At 60.1% G+C, this 16,012-nt stretch carries 15 protein-coding genes; 9 read left to right on the forward strand and 6 right to left on the reverse strand.

All coding sequences use genetic code 11. The annotated features are described in order from the left end of the window. Positions 1-10: 10 nt before the first annotated feature. Positions 11-889: an RNA polymerase factor sigma-32 gene (locus tag ABJH13_RS10540; protein WP_348406172.1), complete on the reverse strand. Its 879-nt coding sequence runs from the start codon at positions 887-889 to the stop codon at positions 11-13. Positions 890-986: 97 nt separating this feature from the next. Here ABJH13_RS10540 and cobU point away from each other — a divergent pair, with 97 nt between their 5' ends. From cobU to ABJH13_RS10560, 4 genes are all read left to right on the forward strand, one after another. Beyond that, positions 987-1,508: a bifunctional adenosylcobinamide kinase/adenosylcobinamide-phosphate guanylyltransferase gene (cobU, locus tag ABJH13_RS10545; protein ID WP_348406173.1), complete on the forward strand. Its 522-nt coding sequence runs from the start codon at positions 987-989 to the stop codon at positions 1,506-1,508. Continuing rightward, positions 1,505-2,086 carry a histidine phosphatase family protein gene (locus ABJH13_RS10550; RefSeq protein WP_348406174.1) on the forward strand — a complete coding sequence of 194 codons (582 nt, stop codon included), beginning with the start codon at positions 1,505-1,507 and terminating at the stop codon, positions 2,084-2,086. The genes cobU and ABJH13_RS10550 overlap by 4 nt, the downstream gene beginning before the upstream one ends. 60 nt (positions 2,087-2,146) lie before the next feature. Next, entirely contained in the window at positions 2,147-2,827 is a 681-nt protein-coding gene (locus tag ABJH13_RS10555; RefSeq protein WP_348406175.1) for a glutathione S-transferase, read from the forward strand. An 88-nt stretch (positions 2,828-2,915) separates the two neighbouring features. Beyond that, positions 2,916-4,430, forward strand: coding sequence for a YifB family Mg chelatase-like AAA ATPase (locus ABJH13_RS10560; RefSeq protein ID WP_348406176.1), 1,515 nt, complete (start codon positions 2,916-2,918; stop codon positions 4,428-4,430). Here the strand turns inward: ABJH13_RS10560 and gshB are convergent. From gshB to rsmI, 3 genes are all read right to left on the reverse strand, one after another. Beyond that, a complete protein-coding gene (gene gshB / locus ABJH13_RS10565) occupies positions 4,427-5,362 on the reverse strand; it encodes a glutathione synthase (protein WP_348406177.1) in 936 nt (311 codons plus the stop codon). The genes ABJH13_RS10560 and gshB overlap by 4 nt on opposite strands. A gap of 73 nt (positions 5,363-5,435) precedes the next feature. Beyond that, a complete protein-coding gene (locus ABJH13_RS10570) occupies positions 5,436-5,807 on the reverse strand; it encodes a YraN family protein (RefSeq protein WP_348406178.1) in 372 nt (123 codons plus the stop codon). Then, on the reverse strand, positions 5,804-6,670 hold the full coding sequence (rsmI, locus tag ABJH13_RS10575; RefSeq protein ID WP_348406179.1) for a 16S rRNA (cytidine(1402)-2'-O)-methyltransferase: 867 nt from the start codon (positions 6,668-6,670) through the stop codon (positions 5,804-5,806). The genes ABJH13_RS10570 and rsmI overlap by 4 nt, the downstream gene beginning before the upstream one ends. A gap of 83 nt (positions 6,671-6,753) precedes the next feature. Between rsmI and ABJH13_RS10580 the strand changes: the two genes are divergently transcribed. The 3 genes from ABJH13_RS10580 to murJ are packed head-to-tail and all read left to right on the forward strand — an operon-like array spanning position 6,754 to position 12,260. Continuing rightward, positions 6,754-7,935 (forward strand): penicillin-binding protein activator, encoded by a 1,182-nt coding sequence (locus ABJH13_RS10580; protein WP_348406236.1) that lies wholly within the window; start codon positions 6,754-6,756, stop codon positions 7,933-7,935. A 9-nt stretch (positions 7,936-7,944) separates the two neighbouring features. Then, entirely contained in the window at positions 7,945-10,722 is a 2,778-nt protein-coding gene (locus ABJH13_RS10585; RefSeq protein ID WP_348406180.1) for a [protein-PII] uridylyltransferase, read from the forward strand. After that, positions 10,719-12,260: a murein biosynthesis integral membrane protein MurJ gene (murJ, locus tag ABJH13_RS10590; RefSeq protein ID WP_348406181.1), complete on the forward strand. Its 1,542-nt coding sequence runs from the start codon at positions 10,719-10,721 to the stop codon at positions 12,258-12,260. The genes ABJH13_RS10585 and murJ overlap by 4 nt, the downstream gene beginning before the upstream one ends. On the opposite strand, the gene ABJH13_RS10595 is transcribed toward murJ, so the two are convergent. Continuing rightward, on the reverse strand, positions 12,257-12,943 hold the full coding sequence (locus ABJH13_RS10595) for a rhomboid family intramembrane serine protease (RefSeq protein ID WP_348406182.1): 687 nt from the start codon (positions 12,941-12,943) through the stop codon (positions 12,257-12,259). The genes murJ and ABJH13_RS10595 overlap by 4 nt on opposite strands. A gap of 77 nt (positions 12,944-13,020) precedes the next feature. Here ABJH13_RS10595 and trpS point away from each other — a divergent pair, with 77 nt between their 5' ends. Next, complete coding sequence (gene trpS / locus ABJH13_RS10600) at positions 13,021-14,037, forward strand: tryptophan--tRNA ligase (RefSeq protein ID WP_348406183.1); 1,017 nt, start codon at positions 13,021-13,023, stop codon at positions 14,035-14,037. Between the two features lie 8 nt (positions 14,038-14,045). Here the strand turns inward: trpS and ABJH13_RS10605 are convergent, their stop codons facing one another. Next, positions 14,046-14,564, reverse strand: coding sequence for a hypothetical protein (locus tag ABJH13_RS10605; protein ID WP_348406184.1), 519 nt, complete (start codon positions 14,562-14,564; stop codon positions 14,046-14,048). A 345-nt stretch (positions 14,565-14,909) separates the two neighbouring features. Between ABJH13_RS10605 and ABJH13_RS10610 the strand changes: the two genes are divergently transcribed. Further along, positions 14,910-16,010, forward strand: a complete 1,101-nt coding sequence (locus ABJH13_RS10610) for a class II histone deacetylase (RefSeq protein WP_348406185.1) — start codon at positions 14,910-14,912, stop codon at positions 16,008-16,010. Positions 16,011-16,012: the final 2 nt, after the last annotated feature.

Genomic DNA, 16,012 nt, shown 5'->3' on the forward strand with positions numbered 1-16,012 from the left:
ATTGTCTGAATCACATCAGGAAATGGTGCACTTCACGCGATTGCCCTTCAAGCGATTTGCGCATTTTCCCAAAGGCGGCGGCCTCTAGCTGGCGCACACGTTCCTTGCTCAGGCTTAGTTCTTGGCCGAGGCTTTCCAACGTGCGTGGCTGGTCGCGCAGCTTGCGTTCGCGGACAATGAACCGTTCGCGTTGGTTCAGATCGCCCATCGCAGATAGCAACCATTCGCGCAGCTGCTTGGTGTCGTGATCCTGCTCTACCGTTTCTGCCGCCTGCGCGCTGTCATCTTCCAGCGCATCTATCCACTCGCGCCCTTCGTCTTCGGCGGATTGGGTCGCGTTCAATGAATAATCAGACCCAGACAACCGGCCTTCCATCATCTCGACGTCATGCAGGGGCACGCCGATCTCGGTAGATATCATCTGGCGCAGCTGATGCCTGTCTAGGGTTTCCCCCACGGCGGCGCTTTCACGTTCCAGCCGTGCCTGCACCCGCCGCATGTTGAAAAACAACGACTTTTGCGACGATGTCGACCCGGTGCGCACCATCGACCAATTGCGCATCACGTAGTCCTGAATGGACGCCTTGATCCACCACACCGCGTATGTCGAAAACCGCACACCACGGTCGGGGTCAAATTTATCTGCCGCTTTCATCAACCCCAATCCGGCCTCTTGGATCAGGTCATTCATCGGTGCGCCGTAGCGTTTGAACTTCGATGCCATCGAAATCGCCAGCCGCATATACGCCGTGATCAACCTGTGCAGGGATTGTTCGCACCGATCGTCGCGCCAAGCATACGCCAGCCGCAGTTCCGTTTCAGCATCAAGCAGTTCGGCTTTCATTGCCGTGCGTGAAAGCGACATATCTCTTGCCGTGTCCAAAGCCATAGCGACATCTCCCGTTCGGATGAAGCACACCTTGCCGTGTACATTTGATAGAGATACGCACCATACATAGGAATGGATCACCGCAAAGATTGATAAAATGTTGCCAAAACTAACCTTCGTGCTAGGTGGCGCGGCCTCGGGGAAATCCCTGTGGGCAGAAAACCTTTTGTTAGCCAGTAATTTAACCCCGGTTTACCTGGCCACATCACGCATCCATGACGATGAAATAAAAACCCGCGTCGACATCCATAAATCGCGCAGACGTGACCGGTGGGTCAATTACGAAGCAGAATTAGATCTGCACCCGGTGCTCGCCCCGCTATATTCGCACCACGGCGCGTTGGTTGATTGCGCGACAATGTGGTTGACCAATCACATGATGGACGGCTCCGACATCGCGGCCGCACAGACCGCCCTGCTTGGTGCACTTGCAGCCACTAGCGCGCCGGTGATCGTCGTGTCGAACGAGGTGGGGCACGGGATCGTCCCCGACAATGCGCTGGCCCGAAAGTTCCGCGAGGCCCAAGGCCGCCTGAACATCGCATTGGCCGCGCAGGCCGATGTTGCCGTGCAGATCATCGCGGGCTTACCCATCGTATTAAAAGGACAATTACCGTGACAGTTTGGCATTGGGTGCGCCACGGCCCTACCCATGAAAAGGCGTTTGTCGGCTGGCGCGATGTCCCCGCCGACCTGTCTGACACAGCCCAAATCGCGCGTCTACGGGGGCACCTGCCGCACACGGCGCTGGTGGTATCATCGGATCTGATCCGCGCCTCGGCCACGGCAGATGCCATTCAGGCCGACACACATCGCCGTCTGGATGACACCCCCGACCTGCGCGAATTCAACTTTGGGCTCTGGGATGGTTTGCATTTCACCCAAGTCGAAGAACGCGATCCCGACCTGTGCCGCGCCTATTGGGAAGACCCCGGCGATGTGACCCCACCCCAAGGCGAAAGCTGGAACATGGCCGCCGCCCGCATCAACCGCTGCGTCGATGCGATGAACGCCGCCCACCCCGACGCGCATATTATCGCGGCCGCCCATATCGGGGTGATCTTAACGCAGGTGCAGCGCGGGCTGGGGGTGACGCCGTACAAAGCCCTGTCGCATCACATCGACAACCTGTCGTGCACGCGGATCACGTGGTCAGACGGCACCCCCGAGGTCGCGCAAATCAATCATTGTCCGTGATCTGCGCCGTCACAATTTATCGTTGGAAGTCGCGGGTTAAACCGCTTTAACCTCGTGCCTATGACATATGATTTATACATCGGCGATCGTACCTTCTCGAGCTGGTCCCTACGGGGTTGGCTAATGTTGGAGAAATTTAACCTGCCCCACCGGGTCCATATGGTTGGTCTTTATGGCGGCACCATGGCCCAAGATCTCGCGGCCCTCGCGCCTGCACGTTTAGTGCCAGCCCTCACCACCCCCCAAGGCGATATCATTGGCGAAAGCCTCGCCATGGCGGAAACCCTCGCAGAACTGCACCCGGACGCAGGGCTTTGGCCTCAAGCCGCCCCCCTGCGCGCCCGTGCGCGGTGGCTGTGCGCAGAAATGGCCAGCGGGTTTGGCGCACTGCGCGGGGCCTGCCCGATGCAACTCCAACACGTTGCAAAAGGCGCGCCCCCATCAGATGCTGTTCAGGCCGATCTCGACCGGATCGAAACCATATGGGCCTCGGCAAGGGCGTTATCTGGTGCGTCAGACGGGTGGCTCATGGGGGATTATTCGCTCGCAGATGTGTTCTATGCGCCGGTTGCCGCGCGCATCATCGGCTACGACCTGCCGGTATCAAAAGAGGCCCGCGCCTATTGCATGACCACGATCTCGGACCCTGCATTCAAGGCATGGCGCGCCGAAGGGTTGAACGTCACCTATGACCCGTTCCCCTACCCCGCCGATGGCCCTGTGACGGACTGGCCCGCCTGATAAAGGCCCCGCGATTGCCCCGTCGTGATTAACCATTCATCAATCTCGGTGACGTAGCCGTTAACTACGTTTCTCGGGAGACAGTACGATGGTTTCAATTGCGCATTCAGTGGCCTTTCGCGGGGTCGAAGCCTGTCTGGTCGAGGTGCAGTGCTCCCTCGCGCCCGGCCTGCCGGGGTTTAGCATCGTCGGCTTGCCCGACAAAGCCGTCTCCGAAGCCAAAGAACGGGTGCGGGCCGCTTTGGCGTGCATGGCGATCGCCTTTCCCTCCAAGAAAATCACCATCAACCTCAGCCCCGCCGACCTGCCCAAAGAAGGCAGCCATTTCGACCTGCCAATCGCCGTATCCCTGTTGGCCGCGCTTGAAATCATACCCCAAGACATCACCCAATCTGTGATCGCACTGGGGGAATTGTCCCTCGATGGCAAAATCGTGCCCGTCAACGGTACATTGCCTGCCGCCATGACCGCCGCCTCCGAAGGGTTCGGACTGCTCTGCCCCGAGGCCTGCGGAAAAGAGGCGGCGTGGGTCAGTGAGGCAAGGGTCACCGCCGCCCGAACCCTTGGCGATGTGATCCGCCATTTCACCGGGCAGGTGCCCATCGCGCAGGCCCAACCCGGCGAGATCAGCGCGCCAACCCACATCAAAGACCTGTCCGAGGTCAAGGGCCAAGAACGTGCAAAACGCGCGCTGGAAATCGCCGCAGCCGGGCGCCACCATTTGATGTTTGTGGGTACGCCGGGGTCTGGGAAATCCATGCTCGCCCAGCGCTTGCGGGGGATCCTGCCGCCCCTGACCGCGATGGAAGCGCTCGAAACCTCGATGATCCATTCGGTGGCCGGGCTGCTCGACGAAGGCGGCATTACCCGCGACAGACCCTTCCGCGACCCGCACCACACGTCATCAATGGCCGCGATCATCGGCGGCGGGCGGCTGGCCAAACCCGGCGAAGTGTCACTGGCCCACAATGGCGTGCTGTTTATGGATGAATTCCCAGAATATCAGCGCAACGTGTTGGAAACCCTGCGCCAACCCATCGAAACCGGCGAGGTCATGATATCGCGCGCCAATGCCCACGTCAGATACCCCTGCCGGTTCATGCTGGTCGCCGCCGCCAACCCCTGTAAATGTGGGTACCTGTCTGACCCCGCACGGGCATGCGCGCGGGTGCCCATGTGCGGCAACGATTATCTGGGCCGCGTTTCTGGCCCGCTGATGGACAGGTTCGATCTGCGCGTCGATGTGCCGCCCGTCGCCTACACGGACCTCGATTTACCGTCCAACGGCGAGACATCCCAAACCATCGCGGCACGGGTCGCAGCGGCCCAGGCGGTACAACAGGCGCGGTTTGCCGATCAGCCAACAATGCGCTCAAATGCCGATGCCGCAGGCGAGGCTCTGGAAGACATCGCCCGCCCCGACCCTGAAGGTCGCGATCTGCTCTTGCGCGCCGCCGAACGGTTTAGCCTGTCGGCACGTGGCTACCACCGTGTGATGCGGGTCGCGCGCACCATCGCAGACCTTGATCACTCAGACCAAGTCCGCCGCCCGCATGTCGCCGAAGCCATCGGGTTTCGATTGGCCAGCGCCGCCGACGCCTAAGCCCGGCGCGCCTCAATCGCTTCCCAAATCTTGGCAGCGATGTTCACGCCGTCAAACCGCTCCAGCTCCTGAATACCGGTGGGCGAGGTTACGTTGATCTCGGTCAGGTAGTCCCCGATCACATCGATCCCCACGAAAACCTGACCTTTTTCCTTGAGCAACGGGCCAATGGCCGCGCAAATTTCCAGATCACGCTCCGTCAGGCCGATCTTTTCAGGCCGACCGCCCACATGCATGTTCGACCGTGTCTCGCCCGCTGCAGGCACCCGGTTGATCGCACCGACAGGCGCACCATCCACCAAGATCACACGTTTGTCGCCCTTGGACACATCCGGCAGGAATTTCTGCACAATCAATGGCTCGCGCGAGAACCCTGTAAAGAGCTCGTGCAGCGATGTCAGGTTGCGGTCGTTCGCGTCCAACCGAAACACCCCGGCCCCGCCATTGCCATAGAGCGGTTTGAGAATGATATCCCCATGTTTTTCCTTGAACGCCTTGATGGTCGTCAGATCACGCGCGATGGTCGTGGGCGGCGTCAAATCCGGGAAATCCAACACCAGCAGCTTTTCGGGGTAATTGCGCACCCAGAACGGGTCATTCACCACCAACGTGCCGGGTGCCAATCTGTCCAACAGGTGTGTGGATGTGATGTAATGCATGTCAAACGGCGGGTCTTGGCGCAGCCACACCACATCAAAATCGGCCAAATCCACCTCGCGGGCGGGGCCCAATTGGGCGTGATCGCCCTGCACCCGTTGTACGGTCAGGTCATGGCCGCGCGCCGTGATGCGCCCCTCTTGGTAGGCCAGATGATCGGGCGCATAGAAAAACAGCGTGTGTCCGCGGGCCTGTGCTTCTTCGGCCAGGCGAAAGGAGCTGTCGGCGTTGATATCCACGTCTCCGATTGGGTCCATCTGAAAGGCGATCTTCATAGCAGCTCCTTGCGTTTCTCACCCTTAGATGGCCCAGCGCGCCCAAAGGTTCAATGGCCCTGCGTCACGAAGATCACCCGCCATCAAATGCACTTTCGATCAAACGCACCGCCCCCGCCCCATCCACAAGCGCCACATCGAACCGCGCTTCGGTCAATTGGCCATCGGGTAAACCGCCTAGATATTCGGATGCGGACAGGTAAATGCGCGTCATTTGCCCCCGGCTCAGACGTTGGGCCGCCGCCGCGAAACTGCGGCTTTTCTTGACCTCAACAAACACCACGCGCTGTGCATCACGCACAATCAGGTCGATTTCGCCACCTTCGCCGCGCCACCGTTGTGCCACCACCTCAAACCCCAGCCCTGCGTAGTGACGGCCAACCGCGTCTTCGGCGGCCTGCCCGCCATGATGCGCCATCTCTCCGCGGTACTGGGCGGCTGTCATCCCGGTGGTCCTTTCGTCAATGTCAGCGCCTGCTGATAAACCTGCCTGCGCGGCAAATCATGCGCCTTGGCGACCATATCAACGGCATCGCGCATGGTCATCGCCGCCAACGCCTGTCTCAGGTCATCTTCTACCCGATCTAGGCTAACCGTTTCTGAACGGTTGCGATCAATCAGCACCACGATTTCGCCTTTCACCGGTTTTTCATCCAGCGCGGTCGCCAGATCATCCAACGTGCCGCGCTGCACCTCTTCGAACTTCTTGGTCAGCTCGCGGCACATCGCGCCTTGCCGCGCTGTACCCAACACATCGCGGGCATCGGCCAACATCGCCGCCACCCGTTTGGGCGATTCGTAAAACACCAATGTCGCCGGGATATCGCGCAACCCTTCTAACGCGCTACGCCGTGCAGCCTTTGCGTTGGGCAAAAAACCCGCAAAATGAAACGCATCTGTCGGCAACCCCGCCAACACCAATGCCGTCAATGCCGCCGACGGGCCGGGCGCGCAGGTCTGAGGCAGGTCTGCGGCACTGGCCGCGCGGCTGAGTTCAAACCCCGGATCGGCGATCAACGGCATGCCCGCCTCTGATGCGTAGGCCACAGAACTGCCCTCGCGCACTTGCGCCAACAACCGCTGGATCACGCTGTCCTTGCTGTGGTCGTGCAACGCCACCAATGGGCGCCCCGCCAACGGCACCCCGTGAATATCCATCAACCGGCGCAGGCTGCGGGTGTCTTCGGCGGCCAAAACATCGGCCGACGCCAACACATCAAGCGCGCGCAATGTGATATCGCGGGCTGTCCCAATCGGCACGCCGACAAAATAGAGGCCTGCGCTCAGGGCGACCTTTTGATAATTCAACGCTGGACCCGCCTTTCGTGACGTCTATGATTGCCCCCAAGCGCGCGTCTGCGCCCGAATTTTGTCTGCTGGAGTATCCGCATATGTTTGCCGTTTTCCCATCCGCCCGCAAGGTCGCGCATTTGTTCGCCCTGCCAGCCATCGCCCTTGTTCTTGCGGCCTGTGATACCCTGCCCGGTGCAGGCTTTGGCAACGGACCGGGTATCACCCCCGGTGACGCGGTACCAGTGGCGCTTTTGGTGCCCGGCGGGTCAGGCCAGACAACTGATGAAATTCTAGCACAAAGCCTTGAAAACGCGGCCCGTCTCGCGATGCGCGATCTTAATGGCGCCGCTATTGATCTGCGCGTCTACCAAACCGGGGGTGATGCCGCCACCGCCGCCGCCCAAGCCGAACAAGCCGTCGACGATGGCGCCAAGATCATCCTTGGCCCGGTCTATGCGGCATCGGCCAACGCGGTGGGCAATGCTGTGGCAGATGACGGCGTGACCGTGTTGTCGTTTTCGAACAACGCGGCCATCGCGGGTGGCAACGTGTTTGTGTTGGGCCAGACCTTTAAAAACACCGCCGAACGCATGGTTGGTTATGCCAGCAGCCAAGGCAAACAGCGCTACGTGATTGTGCATGCGCAGGATTCTGCTGGGACCCAAGGGCGCGACGCGATCAGTGCTGCGGTCAATACGCAAGGTGGTGCGGTTGTAGGCACGGTCGGCTATGCGCTGTCCCAACAAGATGTCATCGCGGCCATTCCGCAGATCAAATCAGCCGTGCAGGGCAATTCCGCCGATGCGGTTTTCATGACGACCGACACCGCCAGCGCGCTGCCGTTGCTGTCGCAGCTGTTGCCAGAGGCCGGCGTCAGCAGCGAGACATCGCAATTCATCGGACTGACGCGGTGGGATATCCCGCCCCAAACGCTCAGCTTGCCGGGTGTGCAAGGCGGGTGGTTCGCCGGGCCCGACCCCGCGGCCTCTGCGGCATTCAGCGGTCAATACCAAGGCGCCTACGGCAGCTTGCCCCACCCCATCGGCGGGTTGGCGTTTGACGGGATCGCCGCGATCGGCGCGTTGGTCAGCCAAGGCAACCCGGACGCGTTGACACCCGCAGCCCTGACACAAAACGCCGGGTTCCGCGGCGCCAGCGGGGTGTTCCGCCTGCGTGCTGATGGCACCAACGAACGCGGGCTAGCTGTGGCCACGATCATCGATTCTCAGGTCACGATCCTTAGCTCTGCGCCGCAGTCCTTTGGTCTTGCCGGGTTCTAAGGCGCGCCCATGTCTATTGATCTCACGCGGGATGCAACGCCGCCATTGGACACGCTGATTTGCGCGCCCGAACTGATCTTTGATCGCCCCGCCTTTGATCAGGCGCTTGCGCAGGCGTTGGCGGGTGTGACCGCGCATAGCGACATCCGCAAGATCACCGTACAGCTGTTGAAGGAACGCAAAGAAACCGGGCGGGACGCGATTGCGCAGGCCTTTGCGGCCAAGCCTTTTGCGGCGCGTCCCATGATACGCGCCTACACCTACCTGACGGATCATCTGGTCACCGCCGCATTTGATCTGTCGCGCAGCGTCTTGCACCCCAAATCCAACCCCACCGCGAGCGAACATTTGGCCGTCATTGCAGTGGGCGGATACGGGCGGGGCGAAATGGCCCCGTTTTCTGACGTGGATCTGCTGTTTTTGACGCCCTACAAAATGACCGCCTGGGCCGAGAGCGTGATCGAATCCATGCTCTACATCCTGTGGGACCTAAAGCTGAAAGTCGGCCATTCCAGCCGCACCGTCAAAGAATGCCTGCGCTTGGGCGCCGAAGATTTCACCATTCGCACCGCCATGTTGGAACAACGCCACCTGGCCGGTGATCTGGCCTTGGCGCAAACCTTGGCCCAACGGCTGCGCACCGACCTTTTTGACGGAACCGGGCGCGAATTCGTCGAGGCAAAACTGGCCGAACGCGAAAAACGCCACATCAAGCAGGGCCAGCGATATGTCGTGGAACCCAACATCAAGGAAGGCAAAGGCGGGCTGCGCGATCTGCAATCGCTGTATTGGATTGCGAAATATGTGCATAGTGTCGGCCGCGCGGCTGAACTGGTCCCTATCGGGGTGTTTACGCCGGATGAATACCGCGGGTTTGCCTCTGCCGAGGATTTTCTGTGGGCGGTGCGCGGGCACCTGCATCTGCTCAATGGGCGCGCCACCGAACAGCTGACCTTTGATGTGCAGGTTCAGGTGGCCGACGCCATGGGGTACAAAGACACCAAGGGCCGCCGCGCCGTTGAAATCTTTATGCAAGACTACTTTTTGCATGCCACCGAAGTCGGCGACCTGACCCGTATTTTCCTGACCAAACTAGAGGCCGATCACGTCAAGGCGGAACCCCTACTTGAACGCATCTTTCGCCGAAAACCCAAGGTCAAAGCGGGCTATGAAGTCGTGCACAACCGCATCGCCATTCAGGATGATGCGGCGTTTTTATCTGACAAACTCAACCTGCTGCGACTGTTCGAAGAGGCCCTGCGCACGGGCATGTTGATCCACCCTGATGCCATGTTGTTGATCAAATCCAACCTGCATCTGATTGACGACGACATGCGCACCACCCCCGAGGCGCGGCGCATTTTCTTTGATCTGTTGCTCAAACATGGCAACCCCGAACGGTCTTTGCGGCGGATGAACGAGCTGGGCGTTTTGGCAGCCTTTGTGCCCGAATTTGAGCCCATCGTGGCGATGATGCAGTTCAACATGTATCACAGCTATACCGTAGACGAACACACCATCCAGTGCATCAAAACCCTGGCGCATATCGAACGCGGCGAGCTGGAAGAAGACCTGCCTGTTGTGTCGTCGATCCTAAGCGAAGGGATCGACCGCAAGGTGTTGTACACGGCGTTGTTGTTGCACGATATCGCCAAGGGTCGCCCCGAAGATCATTCGATATTGGGCGCACAAATGGCCCGTAAAATCGCCCCCCGTATGGGGCACAGCAAGGCCGACACCGACACCGTGGAATGGCTGGTGCGCTACCACCTGCTGATGTCGGACATGGCGCAAAAACGCGACATTGCCGACCCCCGCACGGTGCGTGACTTTGCCAAGGCCGTGCAAACGGTCAAACGGCTTGATCTGCTGTGTGTGCTGACGGTCTGCGACATTCGCGGCGTGGGTCCGACCACATGGAACAACTGGAAGGCCGTGCTGATCCGGGCGTTGTACCGCCAGACCCGGCGCGCGCTGGAAACCGGTCTTGAGGATCTGAACCGCGCCAACCGGGGTGCCGAAGCAAAACGCGCCCTGCGTGCGGCACTAGGCGATTGGCCGCGCAAAGACCTACAGGTCGAAACCGCGCGCCATTATCCGCCCTATTGGCAGGGCTTGCATGTCACCGCACACGAGGCCTTTGCCCGGATGCTGCGCGACATCAAAGAAGACGAGATCTTGATTGATCTGCACCCCGACGAAGACCGCGACGCCACGCGAGCGTGCTTTGTGATGCCCGATCATCCGGGGATCTTTGCGCGGCTGGCGGGGGCCTTGGCGTTGGTGGGGGCCAATGTGGTCGATGCCCGCAGCTACACCACCAAAGACGGCATGGTGACCGATGCCTATTGGGTTCAGGACGCCGACGGCAACCCCTATGACGTGGCGCGCCTGCCCCGTCTGCGCAAAATGATCGAACGCACCTTGCTGGGCGAGGTCGTCGCCCACGACGCGCTGAAATCCCGCGACAAGGTCAAGAAACGCGAGCGCGCGTTCAAAGTGCCCACACATATCACCTTTGATAACGAGGGTTCAGAGATCTACACCATCATCGAGGTCGACACCCGCGACCGCCCCGGCTTGTTGTATGATTTGGCGCGGTCTTTGGCATCGTTGAACGTCTATATTGCCAATGCGGTCATCGCGACCTACGGCGAACAGGTGGTCGATACCTTCTATGTCAAAGACATGTTCGGCCTGAAATATCATTCTGACAGCAAACAAAAATCGTTGGAAAAACGGCTGCGCCAAGCCATCGAAGACGGCACCCAGAGGGCAAAAGAGTGAAACCCATCCGCCTGATGTCAGGCTTTTTCACCGTCGGTGGTTGGACCCTCATGAGCCGTATTCTGGGGTTCGTCCGCGACGCGATGATCCTGGCGTATCTGGGCACGGGGCCGTTGTATCAAGCCTATGTTGTGGCGTTCCGTCTGCCCAATATGTTCCGCCGGTTCTTTGCCGAAGGCGCGTTTAACATGGCCTTTGTGCCGATGTTTTCCAAACGTCTGGAAGGCAAAGAAGACCCCGACGGTTTTGCCTCCGACGCGTTTGCGGGGCTGGCAACGGTGCTGATTGGTCTGACGGCGGTGGCGATGGCCGCGATGCCGTGGCTGATCTTTGGTCTGGCCTCTGGCTTCGCGGGCCAAGAACAATTCGATCTATCCGTTGAATTCGGGCGCATCGCCTTTCCGTATATCCTGTTTATCTCGCTGGCGGCCCTTTTGTCAGGCATGCTGAACGCAGCGGGCCGGTTTGCGGCAGCCGCCGCGGCCCCTGTGTTGCTGAACGTCTTGCTGATCGCGGCGATGGGCGCGGCCGTGTGGCTGGGCGGTGATATCGCACGCGCGCTGGTCTGGGCGATCCCTGTTGCGGGGGTGCTGCAATTTGCGCTGCTCTGGGTTTCTGCGAAACGCGCCGGGTTCACCATCACCCTCAAACGCCCACGGCTGACCCCCGACATGCGCCGCCTGATCAAGGTCGCCATTCCAGCGGCCCTTGCTGGGGGTGTTGTGCAGATCAACCTGCTGGTGGGCCAACAGGTCGCCAGCTATTTCGACAAAGCGGTGGGGTGGCTCTTTGCGGCGGATCGTCTGTACCAGCTGCCACTGGGCGTGGTGGGCATCGCGATTGGCGTGGTGCTGCTGCCTGATCTGTCGCGGCGCCTACAGGCCCGCGACGACAGCGGCGCCAAGGCGGCGCTCAGCCGTGCGGCTGAAATATCGCTGGCCCTGACGATCCCGTCAGCGGTTGCCTTGATCGTGATCCCGTTTCCGATGGTGTCGGTGCTGTTTGAACGCGGGGCGGCCACAGCCGATGACACCGCCGCCATTGCAATTGCGGTCGCCATCTACGGCCTTGGGCTGCCCGCCTTTGTCATGCAGAAAATCCTGCAACCGCTGTTTTTCGCCCGTGAAGACACCCGCAGACCCTTCCACTATGCGGTTGTATCGATGATCGCCAATGCCGGTATCGCCGTCGGACTGGCCCCCGTGATCGGCTGGATCGCGCCTGCAATCGCCACAACTGTCGCGGCTTGGGTAATGGTGGCGTTGCTGCGCATTGGCGCGCGCGAATACGGCGATGTCGCCCGCTTTGACGCGCGGTTTCAGGGGCGGATCTGGCGCATGGTTCTGGCCTCGGGCGTCATGGGGGTGGCACTGTGGGGTGCCACAATCCTGCTAAGCCCGTTTTTGGGCATGCCGTGGGTGCGCGGGGGGGCGCTGACCGTGCTGATCGCCATCGGCGCCATGACCTATTTCGGCACCGCGCAGTTGGTCGGCGCGATCCGTCTGAGCGAAATCAAACAGGCCTTCCGGCGCGGTTAGTCGCGCCGGAACACCGCCAACACCCGTGCGACCCCGCCGGGCACCAATACAGCCGACGCGCCAAACCCGAACACGAAGCCCGCAAGGTCGGCCACCCATCCGTTGCCCACATCAAAGAACACGCCCCACAGCAGCTGTATCCCCATCAACATCGCGATCAGATTGAACGCGCGCAGCTGCTCTTCGCCCCGCGCGCCAAGGCTTTGCCACATCACAAACGAATACCCCCCGATCAAACCATAGGTCGCCGGATACCCCCCGATCAGCCAATTGGGGTCGTTCAACAGCACACCATACGCCAGCGCCCCAAAGACCGCGCCGCCAAAGAACAGCACCAGCACCGCGACCTGCCCCATGGTTTCGCCCACCAGTTTGCCCAAGGCCAGCAACAGCACCCCTGCAAACAACGCCGACGTAAACCCAGTGTGCACAAAGGAATAGGTCAAGAACCGCAGCAGATGTTCGCCGGGCCATTGACCACGCTCCATCATCCAATCAAAGATCTCGCCCGAAAACGCGTAGTTTTGGACCGACGCCAACCGCCAGCCCACGGCCTCGGCGCCGCCAACCAACCCCTGCGCGCCTAGGCTAAACGCGACCTCTGGCAGGGCAATCGCCAAAAATAGGATCACCACAACCGGTGGCAATGGGTTCACGGGTGGGGCTTCTTTATGCTCGTGCATGGGCTGGTTCCTTGACGCTGCTTTGCCCCATGGGTAAGCCAGCGCCAACCGCTTTGCCACCCTGAACGGAGCCCATCATGACCACGCCTGCCTTCACCCCTCGCGTCTTTTCCGGCATCCAACCCTCGGGCGGCCTGACATTGGGCAATTATCTGGGCGCGATCAAACGATTCGTCCAGATGCAAGACGAAGCATTCGAGACGATCTATTGCATGGTCGATCTGCACGCCGTCACCGTCTGGCAGGACCCCGCAGACCTGCGCCGCAACACGCGTGAACTGGCCGCAGGGTTCATCGCCAGTGGCATCAGCCCGGAAAAGTCGATCATGATCAACCAAAGCCAGGTGCCAGAACACGCACAGCTGGGGTGGATCTTTTCGTGTGTGGCCCGAATGGGGTGGATGCAACGGATGACACAGTTCAAGGATAAGGCCGGGAAAAACACGCAAAACGTGTCGTTGGGGCTGTTTGGGTACCCTGCGCTGATGGCCGCAGATATCTTGATTTATCACGCAACGCATGTGCCCGTCGGCGAAGACCAAAAACAGCATCTGGAACTGACCCGCGACATCGCCGCGAAGTTCAATCACGACTATGGCGTGGATTTCTTTCCCCTGACCGAACCGGTGATCGAAGGCGCCGCGACCCGCGTGATGTCGTTGCGCGATGGGTCAAAGAAAATGTCAAAGTCCGATCCGTCGGATGCGTCGCGTATCAACATGACCGACGACGCCGATGCCATTGCCAAGAAAATCCGCAAGGCCAAGACCGACCCTGACGCATTGCCATCCGAGGTCGCGGGCCTTGAAGGCCGACCAGAGGCGCGCAATTTGGTGAACATCTATGCCGCGCTGAATGACCAGACCGTTGATGCGGTTTTGGCCGAGGTCGGCGGGCAACAATTTGGCGCGTTCAAGCCGCTGTTGTCAGATCTTGCGGTGGCGAAACTGTCACCAATTTCATCGGAAATGGCCCGGTTGATGGCCGACCCCGCCGAGATCGACCGCATCCTTGCCAAAGGCGCCACCCAAGCGCGCGAAATCTCAGCGCCTATATTGGATAAAACCTATGATATCATGGGGATGGTGCGCTAAACGTCGGGTTACACCCAGCCCATACCTGTGGCTTTGCGCGCGCTGATGTCTTGTTTCCAACCCTGCGATTCCAAAAACGTGGCATTTTTGATTTCATGCCGCGCATCTTCGCGCCGGATAAAGCTGAGCCCGCAGTAAGACACTGAAAACGTAAAGAAACCATTGGCCAAGCTCAACAACAGCACGGGGGTCATTGTGCTGTCACCTCGCATCGCGATGCCTTGCACCAACAGATACATAGCGATGGCCAAGGACACACATGACATCGCCATATCTGCCAAGGATCGTGCGCAAAACAAGACCGGCTTGATATCTCTTAGGGGATTCCCGGTTTTGAACACTTGGTTAACTTTATAGCCTGCCCACACCCCGACGGCGCCTGCCGCACAGACCAAAACTCCATGTATCCAGAACCCCGCAGAGATCAACACCAGCGTCAGGGCGATGGCCCCACGTTCCAACCACGGGCGCTTTGTCGCGCGGTCCAGTCGCGGCATCGAAACATCCGATTTCATAAGTTCTTTCATTGACTTGCATCCCGGCTGATTTGATCAACCATACCATAAACGGCAAGGCAACGCCTATAAGGGTCGGCCTGCGACAGCAAAAATTCGCCCGATGGTGGCATCATAAAAGGCAAAAGTGCTTTAAAATTGTGCATCTCGCGCCCAGATATTACCGCAAATCCCGTAGTCTCACACGACCCCGGCACGGCAGATAGAATCGCCCATGCCGATTGCCGGACAGCCGCGGCACCCTGAAAAGCACGCCGCCTGTATTTCGCCAAGCGCGCGGGTTTTGACGCATCCCACGCATGGACAAACACGACGCACTGCGCCACGTTCCCCCCGCAACAAGGTGGATCGAAGAATATGGCGACCGGTTTTTTCTGGGACGAAAAGTGTTTTTGGCATGCAGGTGGGAACTATAGTTTCACCCTGCCGATTGGGGGGCATGTTCAACCGTTGGCGGCAGGCGGATTGCCGGAAAACCCCGAAACGAAACGTCGGTTGAAAAACCTGATCGATGTGACCGGCCTGTCGGGCGCGTTGGACATGCGGCAGGCCCCGGCGGCCACCCGCACCATGCTGGAACGCGTTCACCCCAATAGTTATCTGGACGCGTTCAAGGACATGTCTGACGCGGGCGGTGGCGAATTGGGGCGGCGCACGCCTTTTGCCGCCGGCGGGTATGAGATCGCGGCGCTTTCGGCGGGGTTGGCGGTGGCTGCGGTAGATGCCGTCGCCACCGGCGCGTTGGACAATGCCTATGCGTTATCGCGCCCCCCCGGCCACCACTGTTTGCCCGATTTCCCCAATGGGTTCTGTCTGCTGGCCAATATCGCCATCGCCATAGAAGAGGCCCAATCCAAGGGGTTGGCCAAACGGGTGGTCGTGCTGGATTGGGACGTGCACCACGGCAACGGCACCGAGGCGATCTATTATGACCGCGATGACGTTCTGACGATTTCGCTGCATCAAGAGGGCAACTACCCCCTTGATACCGGCGCATTTGCGGATCGTGGGCGCGGAGCGGGCGCTGGATACAACCTAAACCTGCCGCTGCCTGCGGGGGGCGGGCATACCGCCTATATGCACGCGATGGACACCATTGTTTTGCCCCAGATCGACGCCTTTGCGCCCGATATGATTATCGTCGCCTGTGGCTTTGATGCCAGCGCCGTCGACCCGTTGGGGCGCATGCTGGCCACTGCGAAAACCTTCCGTGACATGACGGGGCGGGTCAAAGATGCGGCCCAACGGGTGTGCGATGGCCGGTTGGTGCTGGTGCATGAGGGCGGCTATTCCGAGGTCTACGTGCCCTTTTGCGGGCATGCCACCCTCGAGGCGCTGTCAGGCAGTGACATCACCGCCCCAGACCCGCTGGCCCAAGCCTTAGAGGTCCGGCAACCCAGCCCACGGTTCGACGCCTTCCTCAAGGCCGAAATCGACCGCTTTGCACAGGATCTTTAACC

The organism is Roseobacter sp., assembly GCF_039970775.1.
GTDB lineage: Bacteria > Pseudomonadota > Alphaproteobacteria > Rhodobacterales > Rhodobacteraceae > Roseobacter.